We start from the raw sequence: 22,993 nt of genomic DNA, 5'->3' as shown, positions 1-22,993 counted from the left end.
CTTAATCGTTGAGGAGTGAAGTTAAAAGTGAATCCGTCCCGCTATGCCCTGTTTATCCCCCCAATTGCCTCGTTTTTATTGATGGCTCCCCTGAGCGTCTTGGCCGAAACCCCCATTTCCTTCCATGATGCAGAGTTAAAATCCCTTACATCAAAAATTGAACCCTTCGACTTGGCTCAGGGCAAGTTTTCGCAAGGGCTTAGTAAAGAAACTTTACAAAAATCGCTAAATCAGCTTGTCCCTTCCAGCGCGGCCGTAGAAAAGGAAATCAGCATTTTAGGCAGTGAAAAACTACTTGCCCAAAGTGCGCCCCTTGTCCCCAATCCGGAAATTATCATTCAAGGCGCACCCCAAGCCCCCGGCGTTCCCACCCTACCCCGGGCCGTCGCCCCACCGGTGGGAGATATTGCCATCTCTAATATCGATGCTAGTGCCGAAAAGGTCAAATTCGAGCGTAATATCACTATACCTCGCATTTTACTGCGGGAAGCTCCCGCTAGAGAAGTGTTAATGACCCTTGCTAACATTGCCGGTTATAACGTCGTTTTCACCAGCGCCCAGGGGGAAGCTAACGCCACTTCTCAGACAGTTTCCTTGGAATTTACTGACGAATCGGTGGAAAACATTTTTAACGCCGTGTTGTTAATTTCCGGACTCCAGGCCAACCGTCAGGGTAAAACCATCTTTGTCGGGGCGCAATTACCCCAGGGCGCTCGTAATCTGATTAGCCGCACCCTGCGTCTCAACCAAGTTAAGGCCGTTAATGCCGCCACTTTCCTCGCCACCCAAGGGGCAGAATACCAGCGTTTAGTCTCGAAAACCGAGGATATCGTCGATCCCCTCACCGGACGAGTCATCGGCCGCCGGGATGTTCCCGCCACCCTAGAGGCACTGGAACCCCAAAAAACAGAAGGCTCAAGGGCTGCCCTACTTTTAACTGGTTTAAGAATTGCCGCCGATGATCGCCTTAATTCTATCAATTTAATCGGCGAAGCGCGGCAAGTCCAGATCGCCACCTCTTTATTAACCCAACTGGATGCTCGTCGCCGTCAGGTGGTGGTTAACGTCAAAGTTATCGATGTCAACCTGCTCAATACAGACCGTTTTAACAGTAGTTTTTCCTTCGGTTTTAACGATGGTTTCTTCGTTCAAGATAACGGGGCGGCAGTGGTGAACTTTGGGAATATGAACCCACCTAGTAGCTCAACTGCATCCAAACCGGGGGCTTTTGCACAGCCGATAGTTCCTTTAAATAATGTTTTCTCTGGGGAGGGAACACCCGCCCTAGAACCTTTTTTTGATGTTCAGGATGCTCCTTTTAGTAATATAACTCAGGGAAGAGTCACAGATCGAAATACTGGGCTGGTTGTTCCCTATGCCCGTCCTAATTTTGGAACATTTAATAACCCCTTTCAACCCGGTGCAACAGACGCGGATGGAGGGGATTTTACGCTACCCGACCTCTTCCAATATCCCCAAAGATTCCTGATGACCCTGCAAGCGTCAATTCAGACAGGAAATGCCAAGATTCTTACCGATCCCTCCCTGGTGGTGCAGGAAGGTCAACAGGCCACCGTTAAGCTCACCGAGAAAGTGCTAGAAAGTGTCGAGACAAGTGTAGATCCTCTCAGTGGCGAACGTACCACCGTCCCTGTACTGGCCGAGGCTGGATTAACTTTAGCGGTAAACGTCGATCAGGTGGATGATAACGGTTTTATTTCCCTGTCGGTTAGCCCTACCATCGCCTCTCCGGGGTCTCCGATTCAATTTAATAGCGGTGGTCTCACGGTCAACACCCTTACCCCTCTGATTCGTCGGGAATTAACTTCTGGTTTAATTCGTCTCCGGGATGGACAGAGTTTAATTCTTTCTGGGATTATCCAAGAAAAACAACAAAGTTCTGAGACAAAAGTGCCTATTTTAGGCGATATTCCCATTTTAGGGGCTTTATTCCGCAGTCGTACCAATCAGAATAGTCGCAGTGAGGTGATTATTCTCCTCACTCCCAAAATCATGGAAGATACGGCCACCTCTACCCTCGGTATCAACTATCAACCGGGCCAAGATGCGGCGGAAATGCTTCAGCGTCAAGGTTTCCCCGTACAACCGCGACAGTAATCAGCTTTTTCAGTTATCAGTAATCAGTAATCAGTAATCAGTTTCTGAAGCTTTTGCCTCTTGCATGAGTGCCTCTCCTCATAACGGCTCTCTTAGGTTTGGTGGGTAAAATGTATTCTAAGATACAGTCCTGCTGGCGGTCGCAACGCGCTCGCTACGCGAGACCGAGTGGAACAAACCACAAAGGCACAAAGGACACAAAGATTGATCGCTCCTATATAAGTAGGGTCTGCTGAAAAAGTTTTTCGGTGGGGGCAGGGTGTGGGGTGTGGGGTTTTACCGATTTTGAGGGGGTCAATGACCTAATTTTTAGGGAAAAAGTCCAGGAATTTTCCCCCCAATCACTCCAATGGTCGGCACTTTTTGAGGTCAAAAAAGTCTAAAAGTCTTACCCAACAAGGTTTTTAGATTTATTCAGCAAACCCTATTTAATTTCACCCACCCACTTAATGATCAACGTTATCAGCTTAGACGCACTTAAGTTACATATCTTGATAATTCAAAAAACTCTCAACCGCTTATTCCTCGTGCCGACCGAAGGCGGTCGGCGCATCCCCACCGGTGCGCGCTCCTGTGGGGACTTCCTGTGCCATATTTTCCTTAACCAAGAATCTTAATGATATTTTAAGATTTTTTAAAAAACCGCCCTTGGCCGAGATGAACGTATATTCTATAGGGGAGCGAGTATAAATTCTTATTCCCGTTCGATCGCCCCCCAATTCTCTGGAGATCAGCACCCATGCTTACTTTGCTCCGTTCTCTGCTATTTTCCACCCTATTAAGTTTTGTTGCCCCCGTCCTCTTGGTGGGTTCTATTTTAACTGCTTTATTGGCCACCAGTCACGTCCCCGGCTTTACTTGGGTTTGTCAGGCGGGTTTTAGCCAAATCCTGCAATTTTTAACTATTTTCGGTGGCGGTTATCCCCTACAAGGAATGTTAACCATCGCTGTTACTTTTGCTTTTGTTGGCAGTTTATTCGATTTATTTAACTTTTACGTCTATCAAACCAATCGGGGACAGTAACAGACAAAGGGTAATAGGCATTGTCTAGAATGAGAATGAGGTTTTTATGGGATCGAATCGTCTATGCGCCCTATTTTCTACCGTTTTTGGTTATTAACAATAATTTCTCTGCTGCTGAGCCTGAATATCGGGATTATCAATCCCCAAACCAGTTTCGCGCTCTCGTGGATGGATTTACTTTTTCGGGGTGTGCAAGTTATTCAACTCTCCACTATTTCTCCTCAGCAGGAAGTCGCCATCGGTAGGCAGATTAATCAAGGTTTATTAGAATCAGGTAAGGTGAAACTGTCCAAAGATGCCAGAATTAACCAATATGTCCACGAAATCGGGCAGCGATTAGCCGCAACTAGCGATCGCCCTGACCTTCCCTACACTTTTCAAGTGGTGCGCGACAATAGCATTAACGCCTTCGCCACTATGGGCGGATTTGTCTATTTACACACGGGATTGATTAAAAGTGCTGATAATGAGGCAGAATTAGCCAGCGTGATTGCCCATGAAATCGGCCATATCGTCGGTCGTCATTCTATCACCCAATTACGCAATACTGCCCTCGCCCAAGGACTTCTCAGTGCGGCGGGACTAGAGACAAAAACTTGGGTACAATTGGCAGTCAATCTCGCCTACAGTTTACCAAACAGTCGCAAGGATGAATTAGAAGCGGACCGACTGGGTTTAAAAAATTTGGCCAGGGCTGGTTATGAACCCACGGCGATGATCTCCTTTATGCGAAAATTAGCACAACAGGGGGGTTCTACCCCGACAATTCTCAGCACCCATCCAGCTACAAGCGATCGCATTGTGGCACTGCAAAAACAGCTTAATTCGATTAATAACTAGGGTTTGCTGAATAAAATCTAAAAACCTTATCCAACAAGGTTTTTAGGCTTTTTTTTCCTCAAAAGTGCCGACCAAATGCAGTTAATAGATGCTGCTATACCCAGTTTCCTAATTGAGTAATTAAGGAAAAATTATCATAAATAATTCTGTTAAACACAGCAGAATTAACGCTAATAGATAATTGATTAAATCAGATTACTTCTTTTCTAAACATAAAAACTCCTCTGGATATTCCATCAAAGGATAATTTTGAGAGTAGGGATAGGGTTCTTCCTTACTTGGTATGGTTCTATAAAATCGTGCCAAATTTCCCCCACTAAATCGGCATTTCCATGACTAACCTTTTTCCATTCCTCTTTTTCTACTTGACTCAATTGGCTGTAGAAGGACAATTAATAGATAAATATTACAGCCTTTCTTATCAAGATCAAGTATAATCTAATTTGCTGTTGACGACCGACAACCGACTCTCTAAAACGAAAACTTTGTACCTCACCATTAAGATAACTGCTATAATACTGCATAAAATCTCGAAGTGGAACGATAGAGAGTTTAGTTGACCTCCACGGGGAGTAGCTAGATGAAAAAACGAGAGACTTTGCTGGAGAAGTTTTGTTGCTTTTTAGTTTTGCAGCAAAATAGGACACAATGGAATTGTGATCGGCGTTTGCGTCGTAACATGGAAAGCTATGGCCCAATCGATCCTAATGTCGAGTCCGAGGAGTATTGGTCCCTATTCTTTCAGCAACAGTATCAGAATCCCGGTTCCCAAAATCATCTTTTTCGTGGGCATTTATACGCTTATTTGCAGGAACCTTGCTACTGGGCTGCTGCCGAAATCTATCAAAAATATCAAGCTAAACTAGATTATCAGATCGAAGACTACTTTAACGAAGGAATTCTTGGTTTTGAGGCTATCTTAGCTGACTTTAAGCCTTTATTCTCCACTCGCTTCGATAATTTTGCCAATCAGAGGATTAAATATCGCTTAATCGATCGCATCCGCCAGATTAGTCAAGCATTCGGCCATAATACTTGGAGCCTACTACTTAATTCTACCGGAGCGCGTCTCAGCCAAGCTCTCCGGGCGAGGGGATTAGTGGGGGAAACTCTCGAAAATTACCTTTTAGCTTGGGATTACTATAAAGAAATTTATGCCCAGGCAAAAATCAAAACCGATGGTAAAATTCAGGAACCTAGTCCAGAAATCTGGCAAAAAATCGCCGCTGCTTATAACTCGGATAGCCACTCTACCATCAAAATCAATTCTGCGACAATTACCCGATGGTTAAAGGATGCGGGACAAGCTATTTCTGATTATTTATTTCCCCAAGGAAAAACAATTTCTCTACAGCAACCTTTAGGGGGTGAGGAAAGTAGCACGAGGGAGGAAATGATCGAAGATACTCTCCATAATAACCCTTGGCAGCAATTAGAAGCGGCGGAAAATTTTCGCGAGTCGCAACAAAACCACCAAAAAATTCTAGCTTGGTTACGCGCAGAAATTCAACAGATTTGTCAGCAGCCGCAACAGGCAAAACTGCATCCGCAAATTCAGTTAATTCTAGAGATGACTTATGGTTCAGGGTTGGGACAAGTGGCAATTGCCGCTAAGATTACAGAAATTACCACGGTAGTTATCAAACAATATCAGGTTTCTAGGGAACTGGATAAAGTTTATCGTCACCTCGCTAAAAAGTTTTTACCCTGGGCCAGCGAAAACCTGCATATTTCTTTCCAGTCTCACGATAGAGAAGTTATTAGTAAGGCAATAGAACCATGGCTAACATACTACTATCAAACCAGCGCAACAACTCAGGAGGATTAATTATGGTTAATGATTGGTTAGAACTAACTCCTGATAGCATTTGGCTAGAAATACCCGCAGATATTCAAGAGATAAGTTGGGCAAAAAGTGCCAGTTTTACTGATGCCAGTATTCGTCAGAGATTTTATATTAATTATCTCTGTCAACAAGTTATTTTTAACTATCTACAGTCAGGGATGCCTGGGGTTAGCTTAGTAGAAAATCAAGAGGATTTCTGGCAACTAGGAGTTAATGGTTTTACCGTTAAATTAGGCGAAAAGTCAGTAATATTTATTGCCAGCGAAACTCTGGATCTAGAAGCGATCGAAATTCCTCAAGAATGGGTAGATATTCCTCAATTAATTGGTGATTATTATCTAGCTGTACAGGTAAACACTGCCGAAAGTCATCTGAGAATTTGGGGTTGTACTACCCATAAAGATATTAAGGAAAAAGGACAATATATTAAGCGTAATCTTAACTACTCTCTACCGAGAAATCAACTGCAATCAGGATCAGATTCTTTGGATTTATGGGGAGAGTATCAATTGCAACCAGTTAAGATTGAACGGGAAAAGATGGAGGAAAAACTATCTTTAGATAGATTGACAACCTTACTAGACATCTTAGCTAATCCTCAGTTAATCTTTCCCAGAAAAGCCGTTACTTTTCAGGAATGGGCAGCAGTAATCGTCAATAGTAACTGGAGAAAAATTTTAATTACCCGTCGGCAAAAATCCCCCGTCAAGTTAACCAATTGGTTTACTGATAATTTCCCCATTGATTGGCAAAGTATCCTCAATTTTAGCTCACTGTCACTGGTTCCAGCATTCAAAAATACAGAAATTAAACGCATCAAAGATTTAGGAGTAGAATTACTGGGAAATCCCCTCGCTTTGATGATTACTATCGCTAAAATTGAAGAAATATTTAGCCTGCAAGCGACTGTTTACCCCACGGGAGAAACAAGCACTTTACCCCCCCATTTAAAATTAACTATTCTCACCGAAACTGGTCAGGTTTTTCGAGAAGTAATTGCCACAGATAACGATGAATTTATTCGTTATCGATTTGATGCTGAATTGGGGGATAAATTCTTTATTGAAGTGGCTTTAGAATCGGCAAGAGTAACCGAATATTTACAAGTATAAGCGAGGAAAAACTTAATGATTAAACTCCTAACTCTCGAACTAGATGGCACATTTGATCGGGGATTTAAAGTAAAATTAGAAATTCGTCCCGATCTTAATTCTCGTCCCCAAACTGTGATCAAAGCAAGGCTACCAGCTAATTTAGAGTTATTAACTCTTTACCGTCAATGGCAACGTCACTATAGTGAACTAGAGGGATTTTTTAAAGTCTTAAAAGATAGCAATCCCCAACAAATTACCAATAGTTCTCAGCAGAGTTTAGTCTTTAAAAACTGCCAAGAAAAAGCCGAATTATTTGAGGATAACTTAAACAGATGGTTGAATAATAGCCCAGAATTTGAACCGATCAAAACCGCAATTCTGCGCTCTGGCAATAACTTTCGTATCTGGTTACAAACCGATAATATTTGGCTGCAAAGATTCCCCTGGGAAAAATGGGAAATCCTCCAAAATACTGGCGCAGATATAGCCATTATTGTCTCAGAATACGATACCTTAACCAGACAATTAAGAAATCATGAAAAAATTCGGATTTTAGCCATTTTAGGCTATGCCACCGACTTAAGATTTCTCGAAGAAGATCGCAAAACTTTAGACGATATTGCGGGAAAAGCAGGAGCAGAAATTATCTGGGAAAAAGCCCCTCACCCGCAAAAATTAAATCAGTTATTGCGTCAAGAAACTTGGAATATTCTCTTTTTTAGCGGTCATAGTGCCAGTACAGAAGATGGTCAAAATTGCGAAATTCAACTAACAGAAACTCATAAATTAAAGATAGCTGATTTTAGCTTTTCCCTGGGAGAAGCCACTAAAAACGGGTTAAAGTTAGCGATATTTAACTCCTGTGATGGTATCGGTTTGGCACAACAACTATCACGGGAAAAAGGGATGGCATTACCCCATCTAATCTTTATGCGCGAGAAATTACCCGATCCTGTTTCTCCCAAATTTCTGCAATACTTTTTAACCGCTTTTACCAATAATAAATCTCTCTATAGCGCCGTACATGAAGCCCAAAAAAATCTCCACGATGATTGGGAAAAAGACTATCCCTGTGCCAGTTGGCTGCCCGTAGTTTGCCCCAATCCCACCGAAGAACCCCCCACTTGGCATAGTTTCAGTAACTCCCCTCAAAAACAACAAAATTGGCGAAGATTTGCTCTAACTTTCGGTTTAGGTTTAGCCGTAACGATGACAGTCTTGGCAATAAGAGAAACAGGAATTTTAGAACCCTTAGAATTAAATATTTATGATCGCCTGATGCAACTAAAACCCAAAGATAAACCCGATGACAGATTATTAATTATTACCATCGATCGCCAAGATTGGGAATATCAAGATCGCATGGGTATGAAAAGACCAACAATACCCGGAAGCGATCAAAAACGTTCCCTCGCAGGAGAAGCATTATCGCAGCTTTTAAATAAATTACTGCCCTACGAACCGCAAATTATCGCCTTAGATATCCTCCGTCCCATCGCTGCCAGTCAAGATTATCCACCCCTAGCCAAACAATTACAAAATACTCCTAATTTTATCTCGATTTGTAAGTTTAATAATTACCCGCAACCGGACGGATTTCCCCCACCCCCGGAACTGCCAAAAAATCAGAGTGGTTTTAGTAACATAGTCCCAGACGAAACCATTGCCGGAGTTCCCCGAATTCGTCGTTTTTTATATCAGGCAAAACTCGATCGCACCTCTCCCTGTCTTCCCCCGGATTCTTTGGCCACAGTTGACTCAATGTCCTGTAATTTTAAAGATTATGCTCCTAGTTTTAGTCTCCTAATTGCCAAACGATATCTAGAATCCCAGAATCAAGATTTTGACTGCAATAAACTGGAGCGGGGAATTCTAGAAATTAATATCGGGGATACTCATCTCGGTGACTGGCTACAATCCAACCGCGGCCCCTATAGAACCAGTCAATCCGATACCCGATCCGGCCGTCAAGTTATGCTCGCTTACCGTCGAATCGCCGATAATGGCAGCGATGCAATCATAAAAATTGCCCCGAAAAAATCTCTCCGACAGGTTTTAGATCCGGGTTTTAATTCCGAATCAGTCCGGGAAAAAATTGTCCTGATTGGAGTAACAGAACCCGGGATTGATGATTTTTTAACCCCCTTTAGTCGCAACCCATCGGAAGCAATTCCGGGGGTTTATTTGCACGCGCACGCAGTCAGTCAAATTCTCGATACAATGGAAGGAAAACGTACCTCGATCGCTTTCTGGAATCCCCTACAGGAGGCTTTCTGGGTGTTGGGTTGGTCCCTGGTGGGGGGATTATTAACGTGGCGTTTTCTTCGGGTAAAAACGGTACTTTTGACAGTGGCGATCGCTGTGATTTCCCTTACTGGTATCGGTTGGCTTCTCTTTAGTTATTTCGGTCTCTGGGTTCCGATTATTCCCCCAGCGATCGCACTTCTCACCACCTCCGGTATCTTCTTTTTTCTTCGTTCTTACTACTTAAAATAGCAAGGTAAGGCTTGCTGAAAAAGTACGGGCGAAGCATTCGGATAGAAAATCTCCGGTTTCACCGATAGGTTATTGCCCGAATGCTTCGCCCCTACAGGATCCGGGCTGATGAAGACGCAAGGTTTTGAGGCACGATTCTCTCAAAATCTTGCACCTGTTTCACGAGAAAAACGACAAAACTCTTACCTTGCCTACATTTCACATTTATTCAGCAAACTCTAGGTAACAACAATGATCAAACCTTCGATCGCCCTCATCCTTCTTTTCTCCCTACTGCCTCAACCCGGGTTAACCCTTGTCACCCCGGCTGCCGGAAATATTTCTAATCATCCCATTCTGACGGCACAGGGCGATCGGGAGCTTACCGAGGAGCAATTCCTACAACGAGTCACCGTTCGGATTACTAGCGAGACAAATCGGGGATCGGGGACGATTATCGCTAAAAAAGGCGATAATTACCTTATCCTAACCAACGCCCACGTTACCCGCAACACGAAAACCCTACAGGTACAAACTTACGACGGCCACAGCCGTGCAGCCCGCATTGTCCCCAATTCCCTATCGGAGAATCAAGATCTCGCTCTGCTGGAGTTTAGCGATACCAGGGATTATCCGATCGCCACCATCGCGGAGTTTACCATCAATCAAGACAGGATCGGTTTAGAAGTGGTGGCCGCGGGATATGTTGCCGAAACGGGACAGTATCGGACGACAAAGGGAACCCTCGAACAGGTGAGCGATCGACCCCTCCGGGATGGCTACAGCGTCGGTTATAGTGGCGATATCGTGCAGGGAATGAGTGGCGGCGGCATTTTTGTCGAGCGGGATTTAATCGGTATTAACGGGCGATCGGCCTATCCGATTCTCTCTAACTACATCTACGAGGACGGCACAAAACCCACAGACGCAGAAATCCAACAGATGAGAGCGGTTAACTGGGGCATTTCCATCAATACCCTATTAACCTACATCCGTCCGGAAATCCTCAGCGCCTATAACCTACCCCTACCGCCGGTGAACCCCGATATAGAAACCACCGCCCCTACTGACTATATCGCCGAATTAGAAACAAAAGCCAAGGGTTTCACCGTCCGGATTGATAGTAGCAGTAAAGCCAATGGAAGTGGCGTAATTGCCAATGGAAGTGGCGTAATTATCGCTAAAGAAGGGAATATTTACACGGTTTTAACCGCAGACCATGTCTTCTGCGAAAAAATCAAAGGCACCACCAGATGTGCTGATTACACCTACACCGTCGTCACCAGCGACGGCAAAACTCGAAACATCGAGAAAAGCACCATCATCCGGCAGGAAGGGGTAGATTTAGCAGTTTTTCAGTTTGAAAGCCTGGACAATTATCCCGTTGCGGAAATAGCGAATTATAACCCAAATACCGGTGATTTTGTTTTTGCGGCAGGCTTCCCTAAAATTGGACAAAATCCCTCGAAATGGTTGTTTAGTGGCGGTAGAATTATCGAGAAAGAAACGGGATTACTACTAACCCGCCAAAGTCCTTTAAGCACTCAACAAAGTGGAACATTACAAAGTGTTGCTTCTTTAACCGGAGGCTATGAATTAGTTTATACCAGCATCACATTTGGGGGCATGAGTGGCGGTGCAGTCTTAGACTCTCAGGGGAGAGTAATAGGGATTCATGGAAGTTCGGAAACAGCAGGGGTAGGGAAAATTCAGTTAGGGTTTAGTTTAGGGATTCCCATTAGCACTTTTATCGGATTGCAAGAAAGATTGAAGGTAAAACCGCAATTATTAACCACTGCTCAACCCCAAGTTAGTCCGCAACAAAAACAAGAAATTATTCAAGCGATTACTGGTGTTATTGTTCCTAATACCAATGCGAAGGCGGATATTTGGATAGAAAGGGGGGGACAATTATGGCGGTTAGAAAGGTATGAGGAAGCAATTAAAGCCTTTGATGAAGCGATTAAGCAAAATGACCCCAAGAATGTCTATTTAGCTTGGTATGGGAAGGGATTAGCGTTAGGTGAGTTAGGTAAATATCAAACAACTATAGAAGCTTTGCAACAAGCGATTAATACCTTACCTAAAGGGGAAGATTTAAAGAAGTTTCACAGTAGTATTTTACAAAAGCAAAGTGTTGTTTATCGCTATTTAGGTGACTTCTCAAAAATTGCCGGTACAGAAAGAGAAGCCAGAGAAAATTATGAGCAAGCATTAACGGTGATTAATCAGGCGATTTCTCTGGTTCCCAATAACCCCAATCACTATAACGAGAAATATGTAGTATTAAGTCAATTAAAATGGTATGATGAGGGATTAGCGGCGATTACTCAGGCAATTTATCTCGCTCCCCGTGCTGTTTGGTATTACAATCGGGGGAATCTTTACTATAACCAACAAAAATACGAATTAGCTTTAGCTGACTTCAACAAAGCTATTGACATTAATCCTAATTTTGCTTTGGCTTACAACAATCGGGGGCTTCTTTACTATAACTTGCAGAAATACGAATTAGCCCTCTCTGACTACAGCAAAGCTATTGACATTAATCCTAATTTTGCTTTGGCTTACAACAATCGGGGGCTTCTTTACTATAACTTGCAGAAATACGAATTAGCTTTAGCTGACTACAACCAAGCTATTAGAATTAATCCTAATGATGCTGATGCTTACAACAATCGGGGGGGTCTTTACCATAACCAGCAGAAATACGATTTAGCCCTCTCTGACATCAACAAAGCTATTGAAATTAATCCTAATTTTGCTCTGGCTTACAACAATCGGGGGGGTCTTTACCATAACCAGCAGAAATACGATTTAGCCCTCTCTGACATCAACAAAGCTATTGAAATTAATCCTAATTTTGCTCTGGCTTACAACAATCGGGGGAATCTTTACCGTCTCCAAGAAAAATACGATTTAGCTTTAGCTGACTGGAACAAAGCTATTAAAATTAATCCTAATTTGGCTAATGCTTACTACAATCGGGGGCTTCTTTACCATAACCAGCAGAAATACGATTTAGCTTTAGCTGACTACACCAAAGCTATTGAACTTAATCCTAATTATGCTAATGCTTACTACAATCGGGGACTTCTTTACCGTCGCCAACAAAAATACGAATTAGCTTTAGCTGACTTCAACAAAGCTATTGACATTAATCCTAATGATGCTGATGCTTACTACAATCGGGGGGTTCTTTACCATAACCAGCAGAAATATGAATTAGCTTTAGCTGACTACACCAATGCTATTGACATTAATCCTAATCATGCTGAGGCTTACGGCAATCGTGGTCTTTTATATGCCGAATTAAAACAAACCGAAAAAGCAAAAATTGATCTACAACAAGCAGCTATATTATTCCGCCAACAGGAGAATATGGCAACTTATGAAAAGGTGATGCAACTTTTACAACAATTAGGGGGGTGAAATAGAAATCATCAATTATGGAAAGTCGAGAAATTATCAAAAAACCGAAGGATGAGGGATGGTATCAAGTAGGTACAACAGGAAGTCATCATCATTTTAAACATCCCCATAAAAAAGGGAAAGTGACTGTTCCTCACCCTAAAAAGGATATTCCCCTTAAAACCCTAATCAGTATCGAAAAACAAGCTGGTATTAAATTACGATAAAGGAGAAATAAATGATTACTTATTTAGCCACCGTTCATAAAGATAACCATAGTGATTATGGGGTACAATTTTATGACTTTCCGGGTTGTATTAGTGCAGGAGAAACCATCGAAGAAGCGAAAAAAATGGCAACTGAAGCCTTAAAAGGTCATATTTCCTTCATGTTGGCAGATGGGGACGAAATTCCCACCCCTAGCACCCTCGAAACCATTTTAACCGACGCGGATCATCAAGATGCGATCGCTTTTCTGCTCATTGAGGTATCAGAAGCTATTTTAAACCATCAGGAATTGTGTGTAAAAAACTAGGTGCAGTCCCTAGCTTGGTTTGAGCGAATAAATATGTTAAAGAAAACCTCTCAATTCTCAGGAAAAGCGAAACCCAACACCCAAAATCTAAATCCGTCTGAATCTTTTTTTTGGGTTTACTTGGGTCAACCCAATCGACGATAATTGCTATGATTACTATAGGATTTAAAAAAGTAAGTTGAGGTAAACTATGAAAACTCTATCATTTAAAGACATCCAATTTATTATCGAAGCTCTCGAATCCCTTCTCAAAAATTATAGTGACCGTATTCAACAAATAGAAGCTCTCGAAAACTATGAAGATGAAATTTCGGACTTAAGTAATGATTCTCTATTTTTACAAGAATTAATTACTGACTTACAAAATCAACAAACACAAGAATTGGCTCTACTTGTGCCGGAATTTGATTTAAAAAAAATGACTTTACAAACATTAATTAAACAAGGAAAAAACCTGTCAATTGAGGAAAAATTAATCTTAGTGGAATCTCTAACTTCATCAATCCGCGAAGAATATAATCTAATGCGAACCTGAAATGAGAAATCAATGATTACTTAGGGACTTGCGCTTTGATAATGTACCTTTTGGGCGAACGCAGTTCGCCCCTACATTGTGGACAAAATCGGTTACTGTAGGGGCGCAAAGCTTGCGCCCTCCGATCAATTGGGATATTATTCGCACGCAAGTCCCTTATTTAGCCATCGTTCATAAGGTCAGTAGTCGTGGTCTTTTATATGCCAAATTAAAACAAACCGAAAAAGCAAAAATTGACCTAGAACAAGCAGCTATAATATTCTACCAGCAGAATAATATGGCAACTTATGAAAAGGTGATGCAACTTTTACGCAAATTAGGGCAATAAGTGGGGGGGTGAGTTATCAGTATTTAGTTTTTTCTAGTCTAGTCTGTTAATTGTTCATTAAAAACCTTCGGGAGGGATGTTATTTTATGACCTTAAAACAACTCATACAAGACAAACGAGAGGATATCCTAAAAATTGCCACCAAACATGGTGCTTTTAATGTGCGTGTATTTGGTTCCGTTGCTAGAGGTGAGGAAACCGAAAATAGTGATATTGATTTTTTAATTGATTATGATTTAGCTAAAACGTCCCCTTGGTTTCCAGGTGGATTATTAGTTGATTTAGAGGCTCTCTTAGGGTGTAAAGTGGATGTAGTAACTGAAAAAAGCCTTCATCATCTAATTAAACAGCGAATCTTAAAGGAGGCAATTAAGTTATGAATGAAGATCAAGTTTATCTTGAATACATTTTAGACTGTATTGATAAAATTAAGGACTATTCCCAAGGAGGAAAACAGGAGTTTTTTGCTAATTCAATGATCAGCGATGCTATCATTAGACGCTTACAAACTTTGGCAGAATCAACTCAACGGCTTTCGGAGGAATTAAAGGTCAATATTCCCGATGTTGACTGGCGTAATATTTCTGGTTTTAGGAATATTTTAGTACATGATTATTTAGGGGGAATTGACCTTAATACAGTTTGGGAGGTGGTAGAAAATTATTTGGATGATTTGAAAGAACAGATTTTAAGATATCTAGAATCAGTTTCTTAGGTTGGGTTGAGCGAATAAATATGTTAAAGAAAACCTCTCAATTCTCAGGAAAAGCGCAACCCAACACCCAACACCTAAATCTGTCTGAATCTTTTTTTTGGGTTTCCTTGGGTCAACCCAATCGACGATAATTGCTATGATTACTAGGTTCGGTAGAGCCGATTTTTTTTAAGCATTTAACATTTAAGCACCCAATCTTCCTTCTAAAATGCCAATGATGGACAAATCCTCATCTAAGGTTTCCCAATGTAATCCCGTGCCATCACAAATTAACTCAACCTCTGCTAATTGTTCAAAGGTTGCTTTTGATAAGCGTTTATTTTTATAAGCAGGAAAACGAATTTCTCTATCGTCTTCTAAACGAATACAAATCCATTTATCTTCAACCCAAACTTTTTGAGCTTTTACTATGCTTTCATGTACCAAATACATCGTGCCATTTCCTCCGTATTATTTCTATATTTTCTGTAATGATAACTTCAGCCCGAACAATTTCTTTGGTTTTTAGACCTTTAGCATAATCCAATTCTAGCGGCTCTAGCCAAAATTTAGCATATCCGCCGCCCCGTCGAACGTGAACGTGCATGGGTTCATTGCCTTCATTGGCATAGAAAAAGAAAACATAGCCTTCCAGTCTGAAAATTTCTGGCATGAGGTTAAAGCTTATTTTGCCGGATTTCGCCAAGCATGAAATGTAACGCACCATCAATTTTATAATATTCGGTGGGTTATGCTACAGTGCTTGTCATCTTGGTGCGATCACTGTTTTAGAGAACGAAAAGCGATCGCATCCTTTCCTAGGTTGGGTCATCGGAGCGAAACCCAACACCCAAAATCTAAATCCGTCTGAATCTTTTTGTTGGGTTTCCTTGGGTGTATTGTTGGGTTTCCTTTTTGTTGGGTTTCCTTGGGTCTATTGTTGGGGTTCCTTACGTCTATCGGCTAGACAAGGAAAAAGCGATCGAGGATTTCCGACAAGCCGCCGAACTGTTCCGCCAGCAAGGGAACGCGCCAGCACGCGAAAAAGCCCTGCAATTCCTACGGCAATTAGGCGCGGTCTAGATACTCGATCGATTTTGAATCTCACCCCGAAAAAAGCGATCGATCTTACAGCAAGATTTCTAGCGCTAGGGTGAACCCCGGAACCACATCTTCCCCGCTTAAAATCGCGTTCTCGGGATAACAGGTAATCGTCCCGTCCTGACGGTAGACGAAAGCCTGTTTATTGTGGCGATCAATCAACCATCCTAACTTCACCCCGTTCTCCCGATACTCCTCCATTTTCCGCTTTAACTTGGATAAACTATCGGTTTTAGAACGGATCTCGATCACGAAATCCGGCGCGAGATCGAGAAATTCATCCTCCCTTTCCTGCCAACCGGACGGTAAACGTTCTCTCGCCACGAAAGCCACATCGGGAGAGCGTACCGCGCTATTGGCCAGTTTAAAACCGCCGCTAGAACTAAATACCTCTCCTAACCCGTTCTGTTCGACCCAGTAGAGCAGGCGAGCGCCGGCTTTCAGTTCTCGATTCGCTGAAATACTTCCGATCGGGGGCATAGTGACTAACGTTCCATCTGCATTGCGTTCAAAGCCTAATTCCGGGTTCTGACAACTGAGGCGAATTAATTCCGCATCAGTAATCGTCGGGGATTTGCTTACCATATTGCATCAAAAAAAACAAGTATTTTTCACTAAATGATAACAAAGCGATGCCGATTGCCGCGCTTTTTCCTTTTGTACCCGAAAGGAAAAAAAATTGATTGCCCTATTCTGCATATTCCCAAAAAAACAACCGATGAATTAGGTAGAAGTTCAAATCACCCTCACCGAGGCACTACCCATGAAATCCTTTGCCCTTCTCACCACCGTCAGCCTGCTCGGCCTCTCCACCCTCGCCACTGTTCGCCCCGTTATGGCCCTAGAAAGCCGACAACCAGTCGAAACCCTGATCACTCAAGCGAACTACAAAAAAGCGATCGCCCACTTTAACCGGGGAATTAACTACATCCAACAGGAAAAATATGATCTCGCCCTCGCTCAATTCAACAGAGCGATCGAACTCGATCCGGACTATACCGAAGCTTACCTCGGTCGGGGCATGATTTACACGATTCGTGAACAATGGCGGCCGGCGTTTCAAGACCTGAACACCGCGATCCGACTAAACCCCCGCGCTGCCTACGCTTACCATTTCCGCGGATACGTCCATCTCGCATTTAACCAGAGACAAAATGCGATCGCCGATCTAACAACGGCCGCCGAATTATTTCGCCAGCAGGGAAACCCAGAAATGTACAACAGCGCCATAGAAGCACTACGGCAGATAGGTGCGTAAGTTGCAAGGGAGAGCGATCGCTCTCCCCCTCTAAACTTTTGTGAAAAAAGCAATCTGAAGACTTAAAACTTAATCGCATAATTGGGAAAAAACCAACGATAACATCCTTGCAAGTATCCCTCGACTAAAGAGGAGCCAACCCGATGAAACCAATTACTTTCACCCTATCGGTGCTACTGGCCACCACTGGCCTACTCGTTCAACCGGGAAACTTCCTGATGGAAAACGTTCCACCCATCCTCGCGCAGGAGCAGACCGCTTCTAGAGTCTATCAGAAAGCCAGCCCCGCCGTCGTCACCGTCAAAAATGGCAGCGGCCACGGTAGCGGCTTTCTCGTCAGTCCCGACGGTATCATCATTACCAACGCCCACGTTGTTGCGGACGGACCGCGGGTGGTGACGGTGAAATTTTCCAACGGACAGCAGGCCTCGGCAGACGTGATCGGCTTCGCTAAAAATGGCGTGGATTTAGCCGTCCTGCGGATTTATAACCGCCAAAACCTGCCCTATCTTCCCCTGGCCCGTGCGAACTCCGCCAAAGTCGGCGAAAGCGTTTTCGTCATCGGCACACCCTTAAACGAGGACTATCAAAACACCCTCACCCAGGGCATTATCAGCCGTCTCGACCCCGAAAAAGGCATTGTGCAACACAACGCTAATATCAACAAAGGCAATTCCGGCGGGCCGCTTTTGAATTCACGGGGGGAAGTGGTGGGGGTTAACGTCGCAGGCGATATCGGGAGTTACGTTTACGACGGTGCGGGAAACCCGATCGGCCTTACCCAGAGCGGCATTAATTTCGCCGTTTCCCTCGATCGCCTGCAAGCTTTCCTCACCGCAGTTAAAACAGGTGATGTCTCCACCGTCTCAACATTAGGACAGGACGATCAGGTACAGTTACTCGCCCTCCCTCTTAACGGTCAGACCGTTCAAGGCAACTTGACCAAAGACCAAAACCAACAATATTACGGGTTCGAGGGTCGTGCCGGACAGAAAATCGTTCTGGATATGAACAGCAACGAGATCGCTCCCTATCTTGTCCTCTATCGCGTTTTCCAATCTTCCGAGGGGACAAAATACCCACAGGTCGCCCGTAGTAACCAGCGCGTCGATCGCGCCCCCGGGGATTTTAACGCTCGACTTGTAACCGAATTACCTGCCGATGGAGTTTATATCCTAGTGGCTACCTCTCGCGAAGGGGGTGAATCGGGTCGCTACACCCTCAACGCCGCCGCTAACCCTTAAATAATCCCATTTTGACCCTAATCACGATTCTAATCCCTATTTTCTGAGGAACTATCCCTATGAACTCTAGATATATTTCCCACCGTCTCGCTTGCGTCGGCCTCCTCGCCACTGTCCTCCTCGGTGGTATCGCCCCCGGTTTCAGCCAATCGACCACCCCGAATGGCGTCACCTTCTTCTGTAAAGAGGTGTTCGATCGCGCATCGGGAGGAAAAATCCCCGCTACCCTGGCTTGGATTCCCCAAAGGAGCGGCAATGTGCGGATTATCGGCTGGAAATCGGAATATTTCTCCAAACGTTCCCCGGTTCGTTGCGAGGAAGTCACGAAAAAATTCCAGGAAGCCTATAATCAAGGGCGTTTTAACTATCTCACCACCGGCCGGGCGAAGGGATACCCGATCATCTGCAGCGTTTCACGATCCGGCGATCCCTGCGATGGTAATAGCCAACTTTTTACCCTTAAACCCCACGACAATCCAGATTTAGTCTTGCAACAACTCATGGACATCCTAGAGGGGAAAAGCTCGGATATGCTCCTCCAGAATTCCGGAGATAAAACCTATATCTCGATGACGGAGTTTTTCGCCAAAGCACCACTCGCCGATCGCGACGCACCCTGTGGTACGAGATCTGCTGGCCCGCAAAATAATTGCGTTCCCACCCGCTAGAATTTTCGCTGTTTTACCCCGAATTTCCCCATAATAACCATGTTGAAACCCTTTCCCCTACTCCTAAGCCTCCTACTTCTGCCCGTCGTACCAGTTAAAGCGCTATCCCCTTTCTCTGCTCCGGCGATCGTGGCGGAAGACAGCCCAAACGCGCAGATCGAGCGATCGATCCGTCAAGTCACTGTTAAGATTACTAGCGAGATAAATCGGGGATCGGGAATCATTATCGGGAAAAAAGGCAGTATATACCTCGTTTTGACCAACGCTCACGTTACCCGCGGCGCGACCACCCTACAGATCCAAACCCACGACGGCCAAACCCGCACAGCCTCGATCGCGCCGAATTCCCTTTTGGAAGATAAGGATCTGGCCCTCGTGGAGTTTAGCGATACCCGGGATTATCCGATCGCCACCATCGCGGAGTTTACCCCCAATCAAGACAGGATCGGTTTAGAAGTGGTGGCCGCGGGATATGTTGCCGAAACGGGACAGTATCGGACGACAAAGGGAACCCTCGAACAGGTGAGCGATCGACCCCTCCGGGAAGGCTACAGCGTCGGTTATAGTGGCGATATCGTGCAGGGAATGAGTGGCGGCGGCATTTTTGTCGATGGGGAGTTAATCGGCATTAACGGGCGATCGGCCCATCCGATTCTCTCTAACTACATCTACGAAGACGGTACGAAACCCACAGACGCAGAAATCCAACAGATGAGAGCGGTTAACTGGGGCATTTCCCTTCATACCCTATTAACCTACATCCGGCCCGAAATCCTCAGCGCCTATAACCTGCCCCTACCGCAGGTGAACCCCGATATAGAAACCACCGCCCCTACTGACTATATCGCCGAATTAGAAACAAAAGCCAAGGGTTTCACCGTGCGGATTGATAGTAGCAGTACAGCCAATGGAAGTGGCGTAATTATCGCTAAAAAAGGCAATATTTACACGGTTTTAACCGCAGACCATGTATTATGTGAGAAGAAAAAAAGTCAAGATGCTGCAAGTAAACCTTGTCTCAATTTCACCTACACCGTCGTCACCAGCGACGGCAAAACTCGAAACATCGAGAAAAGCACCATCATCCGGCAGAAAGGGGTAGATTTAGCAGTTTTTCAGTTTGAAAGCCAGGACAATTATCCCGTTGCGGAAATAGCGAATTATAACCCAAATACCAGTGATTTTGTTTTTGCGGCAGGCTTCCCCAAAATTGGCGACAATCCCTCGAAATGGTTGTTTAGTGGCGGTATAATTCTCGATAAAGAACTGGGATTACTACTAACCCGCCAAAGTGACTTAAGCACGCAACAAAGTGGAACATTACAAAGTGTTGCTTCTTTAACCGGGGGCTATGAATTAGTTTATACCAGCATCACATTTGGGGGCATGAGTGGCGGTGCAGTCTTAGACTCTCAGGGGAGAGTAATAGGGATTCATGGACGTTCAGAAGGAGCAGGGGTAACGGAAATTCAGTTAGGGTATAGTTTAGGGATTCCTATTAGCACTTTTATCGGATTGCAAGAAAGATTGAAGGTAAAACCGCAATTATTAACCACTGCTCAACCCCAAGTTAGTCCGCAACAACAACAAGAAATTATTCAAGCGATTACTGGTGTTATTGTCCCTAATACCAATGCGAAGGCGGATATTTGGATACAAAGGGGGGGACAATTATGGCGGTTAGCAAGGGATCAGGAAGCAATTAAAGCCTTTGATGAAGCGATTAAGCAAAATGACCCCGATAATGTCTATTTAGCCTGGTATGGTAAGGGATTAGCGTTATTTGAATTACGCGAACATCAACCAGCTATAGAAGCTTTGCAACAAGCGATTAATACCTTACCTAAACGGGAAAATTTAAAGAAGTTTCACAGTAGTATTTTACAACGGCAAAGTGTAGTTTATCGCTTTTTAGGTGACTTCTCAAAAATTGCAGGTACAGAAAGAGAAGCCAGAGAAAATTATGAGCAAGCATTAACGGTGATTAATCAGGCGATTTCTCTGGTTCCCAATAACCCCAATTACTATAATGAGAAATGGGCAGTATTAAGTGAATTAAAACGCTATGATGAGGGATTAGCGGCGATTACTCAGGCAATTGATCTCGCTCCCCGTGCTGCTTGGTATGTCAATCGAGGGATTCTTTACCGTCGCCAACAAAAATACGAATTAGCATTAGATGACTACAACAAAGCTATTAAACTTAATCCTAATCATGCTAATGCTTATAACAATCGTGGGAATCTTTACTATGACTTGCAGAAATACGATTTAGCTTTAGCTGACTACGACAAAGCCATTGAAATTAATCCTAATTTTGCTATACTTTACTACAATCGGGGGGGTGTTTACTATAACCAGCAGAAATACGAATTAGCCCTCTCTGACATCAACAAAGCCATTGACATTAATCCTAATTATGCTGAGGCTTACTACAATCGGGGGAATATTTACTATGACTTGCAGAAATACGAATTAGCCCTCTCTGACATCAACAAAGCCATTGAACTTAATCCTAATTATGCTGAGGCTTACAACAATCGGGGGCTTCTTTACAAAGACTTGCAGAAATACGATTTAGCCCTCTCTGACTACAGCAAAGCTATTGACATTAATCCTAATTTAGCTGAGGCTTACGTCAATCGGGGGGTTCTTTACCGTCTCCAAGAAAAATACGATTTAGCCCTCTCTGACTACAGCAAAGCTATTGAAATTAATCGTAATCTTGCTGGGACTTACTACAATCGGGGGGTTCTTTACCGTCTCCAAGAAAAATACGATTTAGCTTTAGCTGACTGGAACAAAGCTATTGAAATTAATCCTAATTATGCTGAGGCTTACGTCAATCGGGGGGTTCTTTACTTTGAGCAAAAAAAATACGAATTAGCCCTCTCTGACTACAACAAAGCTATTGAAATTAATCCTAATGATGCTAAGGCTTACTTAGGTCGTGGTGGTTTATATGCCATATTAGGACAACCCGAAAAAGCAAAAATTGATCTACAACAAGCAGCTATATTATTCCGCCAACAGAATAATATGGCTGCTTATGAAAAGGTGATGCAACTTTTACAACAATTAGGGGGATAAGTTTCGTAGGTTGGGTTGAGCGAATAAATATGTTAAAGAAAACCTCTCAATTCTCAGGAAAAGCGAAACCCAACACCCAACACCTAAATCCGTCTGAATCTTTTTGTTGGGTTTACTTGGGTGTATTGTTGGGTTTCGTGCCTCAACCCAACCTACAGTAGTTTACTTGGGTGTATTGTTGGGTTTCGTGCCTCAACCCAATCGACTTTAGCTAGTAGGAGGAAATAAAACTGGCGATAAAAGATGGTATGAAAAAAACATTCCCATCGCTGAAAAAAGATTTGAAGCCTATTTAAAAACCTTAACGGAGCAAAATCTATGATTACCTTTGATGAAGAAATGGATAAACTGCCCTCTGAAAGAAGGGCAAAAATTGAAGCTAAAACCCAAGAGCTTTTACAAGAAATGCAAATCATTGATGAACTTCTTCAACGCCTAGGACTTGCTTCAGAAGAAATCACGGAAAGCGAAAGTGAACAGCCCTGTTTCTCAGCAAAATCGGATGATTTAAAACAACATCTTACCCTAGAAAATTTAACCCGTATGATGAGGGAATTAGGGGGAGAATGGGAACTTACCCTTAAATTTTCTGAGCAACAAGTGATTAAATTAAGTAGTGAGCGCCCGTAGTTACTAGGTTGGGTTGAGCGAATAAATATGTTAAGGAAAACCTCTCAATTCTCAGGAAAAGCGAAACCCAACACCCAACACCTAAATCAGTCTGAATCTTTT

General features: G+C 43.4%; 23 protein-coding genes. 18 read left to right on the top strand and 5 right to left on the bottom strand.

Features of this window, described 5'->3' with window-relative positions; genetic code table 11:
• Window positions 1–27: 27 nt before the first annotated feature.
• Window positions 28–2,118, top strand: a complete 2,091-nt coding sequence (locus myaer_RS13125; RefSeq protein WP_046663768.1) for a secretin N-terminal domain-containing protein — start codon at window positions 28–30, stop codon at window positions 2,116–2,118.
• Window positions 2,119–2,636: 518 nt separating this feature from the next.
• Here myaer_RS13125 and myaer_RS13115 read toward each other — a convergent pair.
• On the bottom strand, window positions 2,637–2,855 hold the full coding sequence (locus myaer_RS13115) for a hypothetical protein (protein WP_046662418.1): 219 nt from the start codon (window positions 2,853–2,855) through the stop codon (window positions 2,637–2,639).
• 2 nt (window positions 2,856–2,857) lie between these two features.
• On the opposite strand from myaer_RS13115, the gene myaer_RS13110 reads away from it, so the two are divergent.
• From myaer_RS13110 to myaer_RS13055, 12 genes are all read left to right on the top strand, one after another.
• A complete protein-coding gene (locus myaer_RS13110; protein WP_046662417.1) occupies window positions 2,858–3,142 on the top strand; it encodes a hypothetical protein in 285 nt (94 codons plus the stop codon).
• 63 nt (window positions 3,143–3,205) lie between these two features.
• Window positions 3,206–3,982, top strand: coding sequence for a M48 family metallopeptidase (locus myaer_RS13105; RefSeq protein ID WP_046662416.1), 777 nt, complete (start codon window positions 3,206–3,208; stop codon window positions 3,980–3,982).
• 580 nt (window positions 3,983–4,562) lie between these two features.
• Entirely contained in the window at window positions 4,563–5,810 is a 1,248-nt protein-coding gene (locus myaer_RS13100; protein ID WP_046662415.1) for a hypothetical protein, read from the top strand.
• Window positions 5,811–5,812: 2 nt separating this feature from the next.
• Window positions 5,813–6,940: a DUF1822 family protein gene (locus myaer_RS13095; protein WP_046662414.1), complete on the top strand. Its 1,128-nt coding sequence runs from the start codon at window positions 5,813–5,815 to the stop codon at window positions 6,938–6,940.
• A 15-nt stretch (window positions 6,941–6,955) separates the two neighbouring features.
• Entirely contained in the window at window positions 6,956–9,418 is a 2,463-nt protein-coding gene (locus tag myaer_RS13090; protein ID WP_046662413.1) for a CHASE2 domain-containing protein, read from the top strand.
• 231 nt (window positions 9,419–9,649) lie between these two features.
• Window positions 9,650–12,829: a tetratricopeptide repeat protein gene (locus myaer_RS13085; protein WP_046662412.1), complete on the top strand. Its 3,180-nt coding sequence runs from the start codon at window positions 9,650–9,652 to the stop codon at window positions 12,827–12,829.
• A gap of 17 nt (window positions 12,830–12,846) precedes the next feature.
• Entirely contained in the window at window positions 12,847–13,035 is a 189-nt protein-coding gene (locus myaer_RS13080; RefSeq protein WP_002784337.1) for a type II toxin-antitoxin system HicA family toxin, read from the top strand.
• 11 nt (window positions 13,036–13,046) lie between these two features.
• The gene (locus myaer_RS13075) at window positions 13,047–13,343 is read left to right on the top strand and encodes a type II toxin-antitoxin system HicB family antitoxin (RefSeq protein WP_002763050.1); all 297 of its coding nucleotides are present in this window, start codon (window positions 13,047–13,049) and stop codon (window positions 13,341–13,343) included.
• Window positions 13,344–13,533: 190 nt separating this feature from the next.
• Window positions 13,534–13,878: a hypothetical protein gene (locus myaer_RS13070; RefSeq protein ID WP_002763053.1), complete on the top strand. Its 345-nt coding sequence runs from the start codon at window positions 13,534–13,536 to the stop codon at window positions 13,876–13,878.
• Window positions 13,879–13,954: 76 nt separating this feature from the next.
• Window positions 13,955–14,206: a hypothetical protein gene (locus myaer_RS13065; RefSeq protein ID WP_103672713.1), complete on the top strand. Its 252-nt coding sequence runs from the start codon at window positions 13,955–13,957 to the stop codon at window positions 14,204–14,206.
• An 86-nt stretch (window positions 14,207–14,292) separates the two neighbouring features.
• Window positions 14,293–14,586 carry a nucleotidyltransferase family protein gene (locus tag myaer_RS13060; RefSeq protein ID WP_002763046.1) on the top strand — a complete coding sequence of 98 codons (294 nt, stop codon included), beginning with the start codon at window positions 14,293–14,295 and terminating at the stop codon, window positions 14,584–14,586.
• On the top strand, window positions 14,583–14,921 hold the full coding sequence (locus myaer_RS13055) for a DUF86 domain-containing protein (protein WP_046662410.1): 339 nt from the start codon (window positions 14,583–14,585) through the stop codon (window positions 14,919–14,921). Before myaer_RS13060 ends, myaer_RS13055 begins: the two co-directional genes overlap by 4 nt.
• A 183-nt stretch (window positions 14,922–15,104) precedes the next feature.
• On the opposite strand, the gene myaer_RS13050 is transcribed toward myaer_RS13055, so the two are convergent.
• From myaer_RS13050 to myaer_RS13040, 4 genes are all read right to left on the bottom strand, one after another.
• On the bottom strand, window positions 15,105–15,353 hold the full coding sequence (locus myaer_RS13050) for a DUF2442 domain-containing protein (RefSeq protein ID WP_002785172.1): 249 nt from the start codon (window positions 15,351–15,353) through the stop codon (window positions 15,105–15,107).
• The gene (locus myaer_RS13045; RefSeq protein WP_002797746.1) at window positions 15,337–15,627 is read right to left on the bottom strand and encodes a DUF4160 domain-containing protein; all 291 of its coding nucleotides are present in this window, start codon (window positions 15,625–15,627) and stop codon (window positions 15,337–15,339) included. Before myaer_RS13045 ends, myaer_RS13050 begins: the two co-directional genes overlap by 17 nt.
• Window positions 15,628–15,834: 207 nt before the next feature.
• Window positions 15,835–16,008, bottom strand: a complete 174-nt coding sequence (locus myaer_RS21345) for a hypothetical protein (protein WP_155120481.1) — start codon at window positions 16,006–16,008, stop codon at window positions 15,835–15,837.
• 20 nt (window positions 16,009–16,028) lie between these two features.
• Complete coding sequence (locus tag myaer_RS13040; protein ID WP_002763043.1) at window positions 16,029–16,586, bottom strand: Uma2 family endonuclease; 558 nt, start codon at window positions 16,584–16,586, stop codon at window positions 16,029–16,031.
• 178 nt (window positions 16,587–16,764) lie between these two features.
• Here myaer_RS13040 and myaer_RS13035 point away from each other — a divergent pair, with 178 nt between their 5' ends.
• The 5 genes from myaer_RS13035 to myaer_RS13010 all read left to right on the top strand — a co-directional run bounded on the left by myaer_RS13035 (window position 16,765) and on the right by myaer_RS13010 (window position 22,891).
• On the top strand, window positions 16,765–17,259 hold the full coding sequence (locus myaer_RS13035; RefSeq protein ID WP_046662409.1) for a tetratricopeptide repeat protein: 495 nt from the start codon (window positions 16,765–16,767) through the stop codon (window positions 17,257–17,259).
• A gap of 143 nt (window positions 17,260–17,402) precedes the next feature.
• Complete coding sequence (locus myaer_RS13030; RefSeq protein WP_046662408.1) at window positions 17,403–18,503, top strand: S1C family serine protease; 1,101 nt, start codon at window positions 17,403–17,405, stop codon at window positions 18,501–18,503.
• Window positions 18,504–18,562: 59 nt separating this feature from the next.
• Window positions 18,563–19,171, top strand: coding sequence for a COP23 domain-containing protein (locus myaer_RS13025; protein ID WP_002763038.1), 609 nt, complete (start codon window positions 18,563–18,565; stop codon window positions 19,169–19,171).
• A gap of 39 nt (window positions 19,172–19,210) precedes the next feature.
• Window positions 19,211–22,261: a tetratricopeptide repeat protein gene (locus myaer_RS13020; protein ID WP_046662407.1), complete on the top strand. Its 3,051-nt coding sequence runs from the start codon at window positions 19,211–19,213 to the stop codon at window positions 22,259–22,261.
• Between the two features lie 318 nt (window positions 22,262–22,579).
• Window positions 22,580–22,891 carry a hypothetical protein gene (locus myaer_RS13010; protein ID WP_046662406.1) on the top strand — a complete coding sequence of 104 codons (312 nt, stop codon included), beginning with the start codon at window positions 22,580–22,582 and terminating at the stop codon, window positions 22,889–22,891.
• The last annotated feature ends 102 nt before the right edge of the window (window positions 22,892–22,993 follow it).

Source organism: Microcystis aeruginosa NIES-2549 (genome assembly GCF_000981785.2).
Classification (GTDB): Bacteria; Cyanobacteriota; Cyanobacteriia; order Cyanobacteriales; family Microcystaceae; genus Microcystis; species Microcystis aeruginosa_C.
The sequence above is the reverse complement of the archived record's forward strand: the minus strand, read 5'-3'. Positions and strand labels throughout refer to the sequence as shown.

Bases quoted from the DNA above. Each gene is read 5' to 3' on its own strand.
- myaer_RS13055 (WP_046662410.1), top strand. From the start codon at position 14,583: ATGAATGAAGATCAAGTTTATCTTGAATACATTTTAGACTGTATTGAT.
- myaer_RS13100 (WP_046662415.1), top strand. From the start codon at position 4,563: ATGAAAAAACGAGAGACTTTGCTGGAGAAGTTTTGTTGCTTTTTAGTT.
- myaer_RS13045 (WP_002797746.1), bottom strand. From the start codon at position 15,627: ATGGTGCGTTACATTTCATGCTTGGCGAAATCCGGCAAAATAAGCTTT.
- myaer_RS13085 (WP_046662412.1), top strand. From the start codon at position 9,650: ATGATCAAACCTTCGATCGCCCTCATCCTTCTTTTCTCCCTACTGCCT.
- myaer_RS13050 (WP_002785172.1), bottom strand. From the start codon at position 15,353: ATGTATTTGGTACATGAAAGCATAGTAAAAGCTCAAAAAGTTTGGGTT.
- myaer_RS13060 (WP_002763046.1), top strand. From the start codon at position 14,293: ATGACCTTAAAACAACTCATACAAGACAAACGAGAGGATATCCTAAAA.
- myaer_RS13025 (WP_002763038.1), top strand. From the start codon at position 18,563: ATGAACTCTAGATATATTTCCCACCGTCTCGCTTGCGTCGGCCTCCTC.
- myaer_RS13090 (WP_046662413.1), top strand. From the start codon at position 6,956: ATGATTAAACTCCTAACTCTCGAACTAGATGGCACATTTGATCGGGGA.
- myaer_RS13075 (WP_002763050.1), top strand. From the start codon at position 13,047: ATGATTACTTATTTAGCCACCGTTCATAAAGATAACCATAGTGATTAT.
- myaer_RS13105 (WP_046662416.1), top strand. From the start codon at position 3,206: ATGCGCCCTATTTTCTACCGTTTTTGGTTATTAACAATAATTTCTCTG.
- myaer_RS13110 (WP_046662417.1), top strand. From the start codon at position 2,858: ATGCTTACTTTGCTCCGTTCTCTGCTATTTTCCACCCTATTAAGTTTT.
- myaer_RS13070 (WP_002763053.1), top strand. From the start codon at position 13,534: ATGAAAACTCTATCATTTAAAGACATCCAATTTATTATCGAAGCTCTC.
- myaer_RS13095 (WP_046662414.1), top strand. From the start codon at position 5,813: ATGGTTAATGATTGGTTAGAACTAACTCCTGATAGCATTTGGCTAGAA.
- myaer_RS13010 (WP_046662406.1), top strand. From the start codon at position 22,580: ATGATTACCTTTGATGAAGAAATGGATAAACTGCCCTCTGAAAGAAGG.
- myaer_RS13020 (WP_046662407.1), top strand. From the start codon at position 19,211: ATGTTGAAACCCTTTCCCCTACTCCTAAGCCTCCTACTTCTGCCCGTC.
- myaer_RS13030 (WP_046662408.1), top strand. From the start codon at position 17,403: ATGAAACCAATTACTTTCACCCTATCGGTGCTACTGGCCACCACTGGC.
- myaer_RS13080 (WP_002784337.1), top strand. From the start codon at position 12,847: ATGGAAAGTCGAGAAATTATCAAAAAACCGAAGGATGAGGGATGGTAT.
- myaer_RS13035 (WP_046662409.1), top strand. From the start codon at position 16,765: ATGAAATCCTTTGCCCTTCTCACCACCGTCAGCCTGCTCGGCCTCTCC.
- myaer_RS13040 (WP_002763043.1), bottom strand. From the start codon at position 16,586: ATGGTAAGCAAATCCCCGACGATTACTGATGCGGAATTAATTCGCCTC.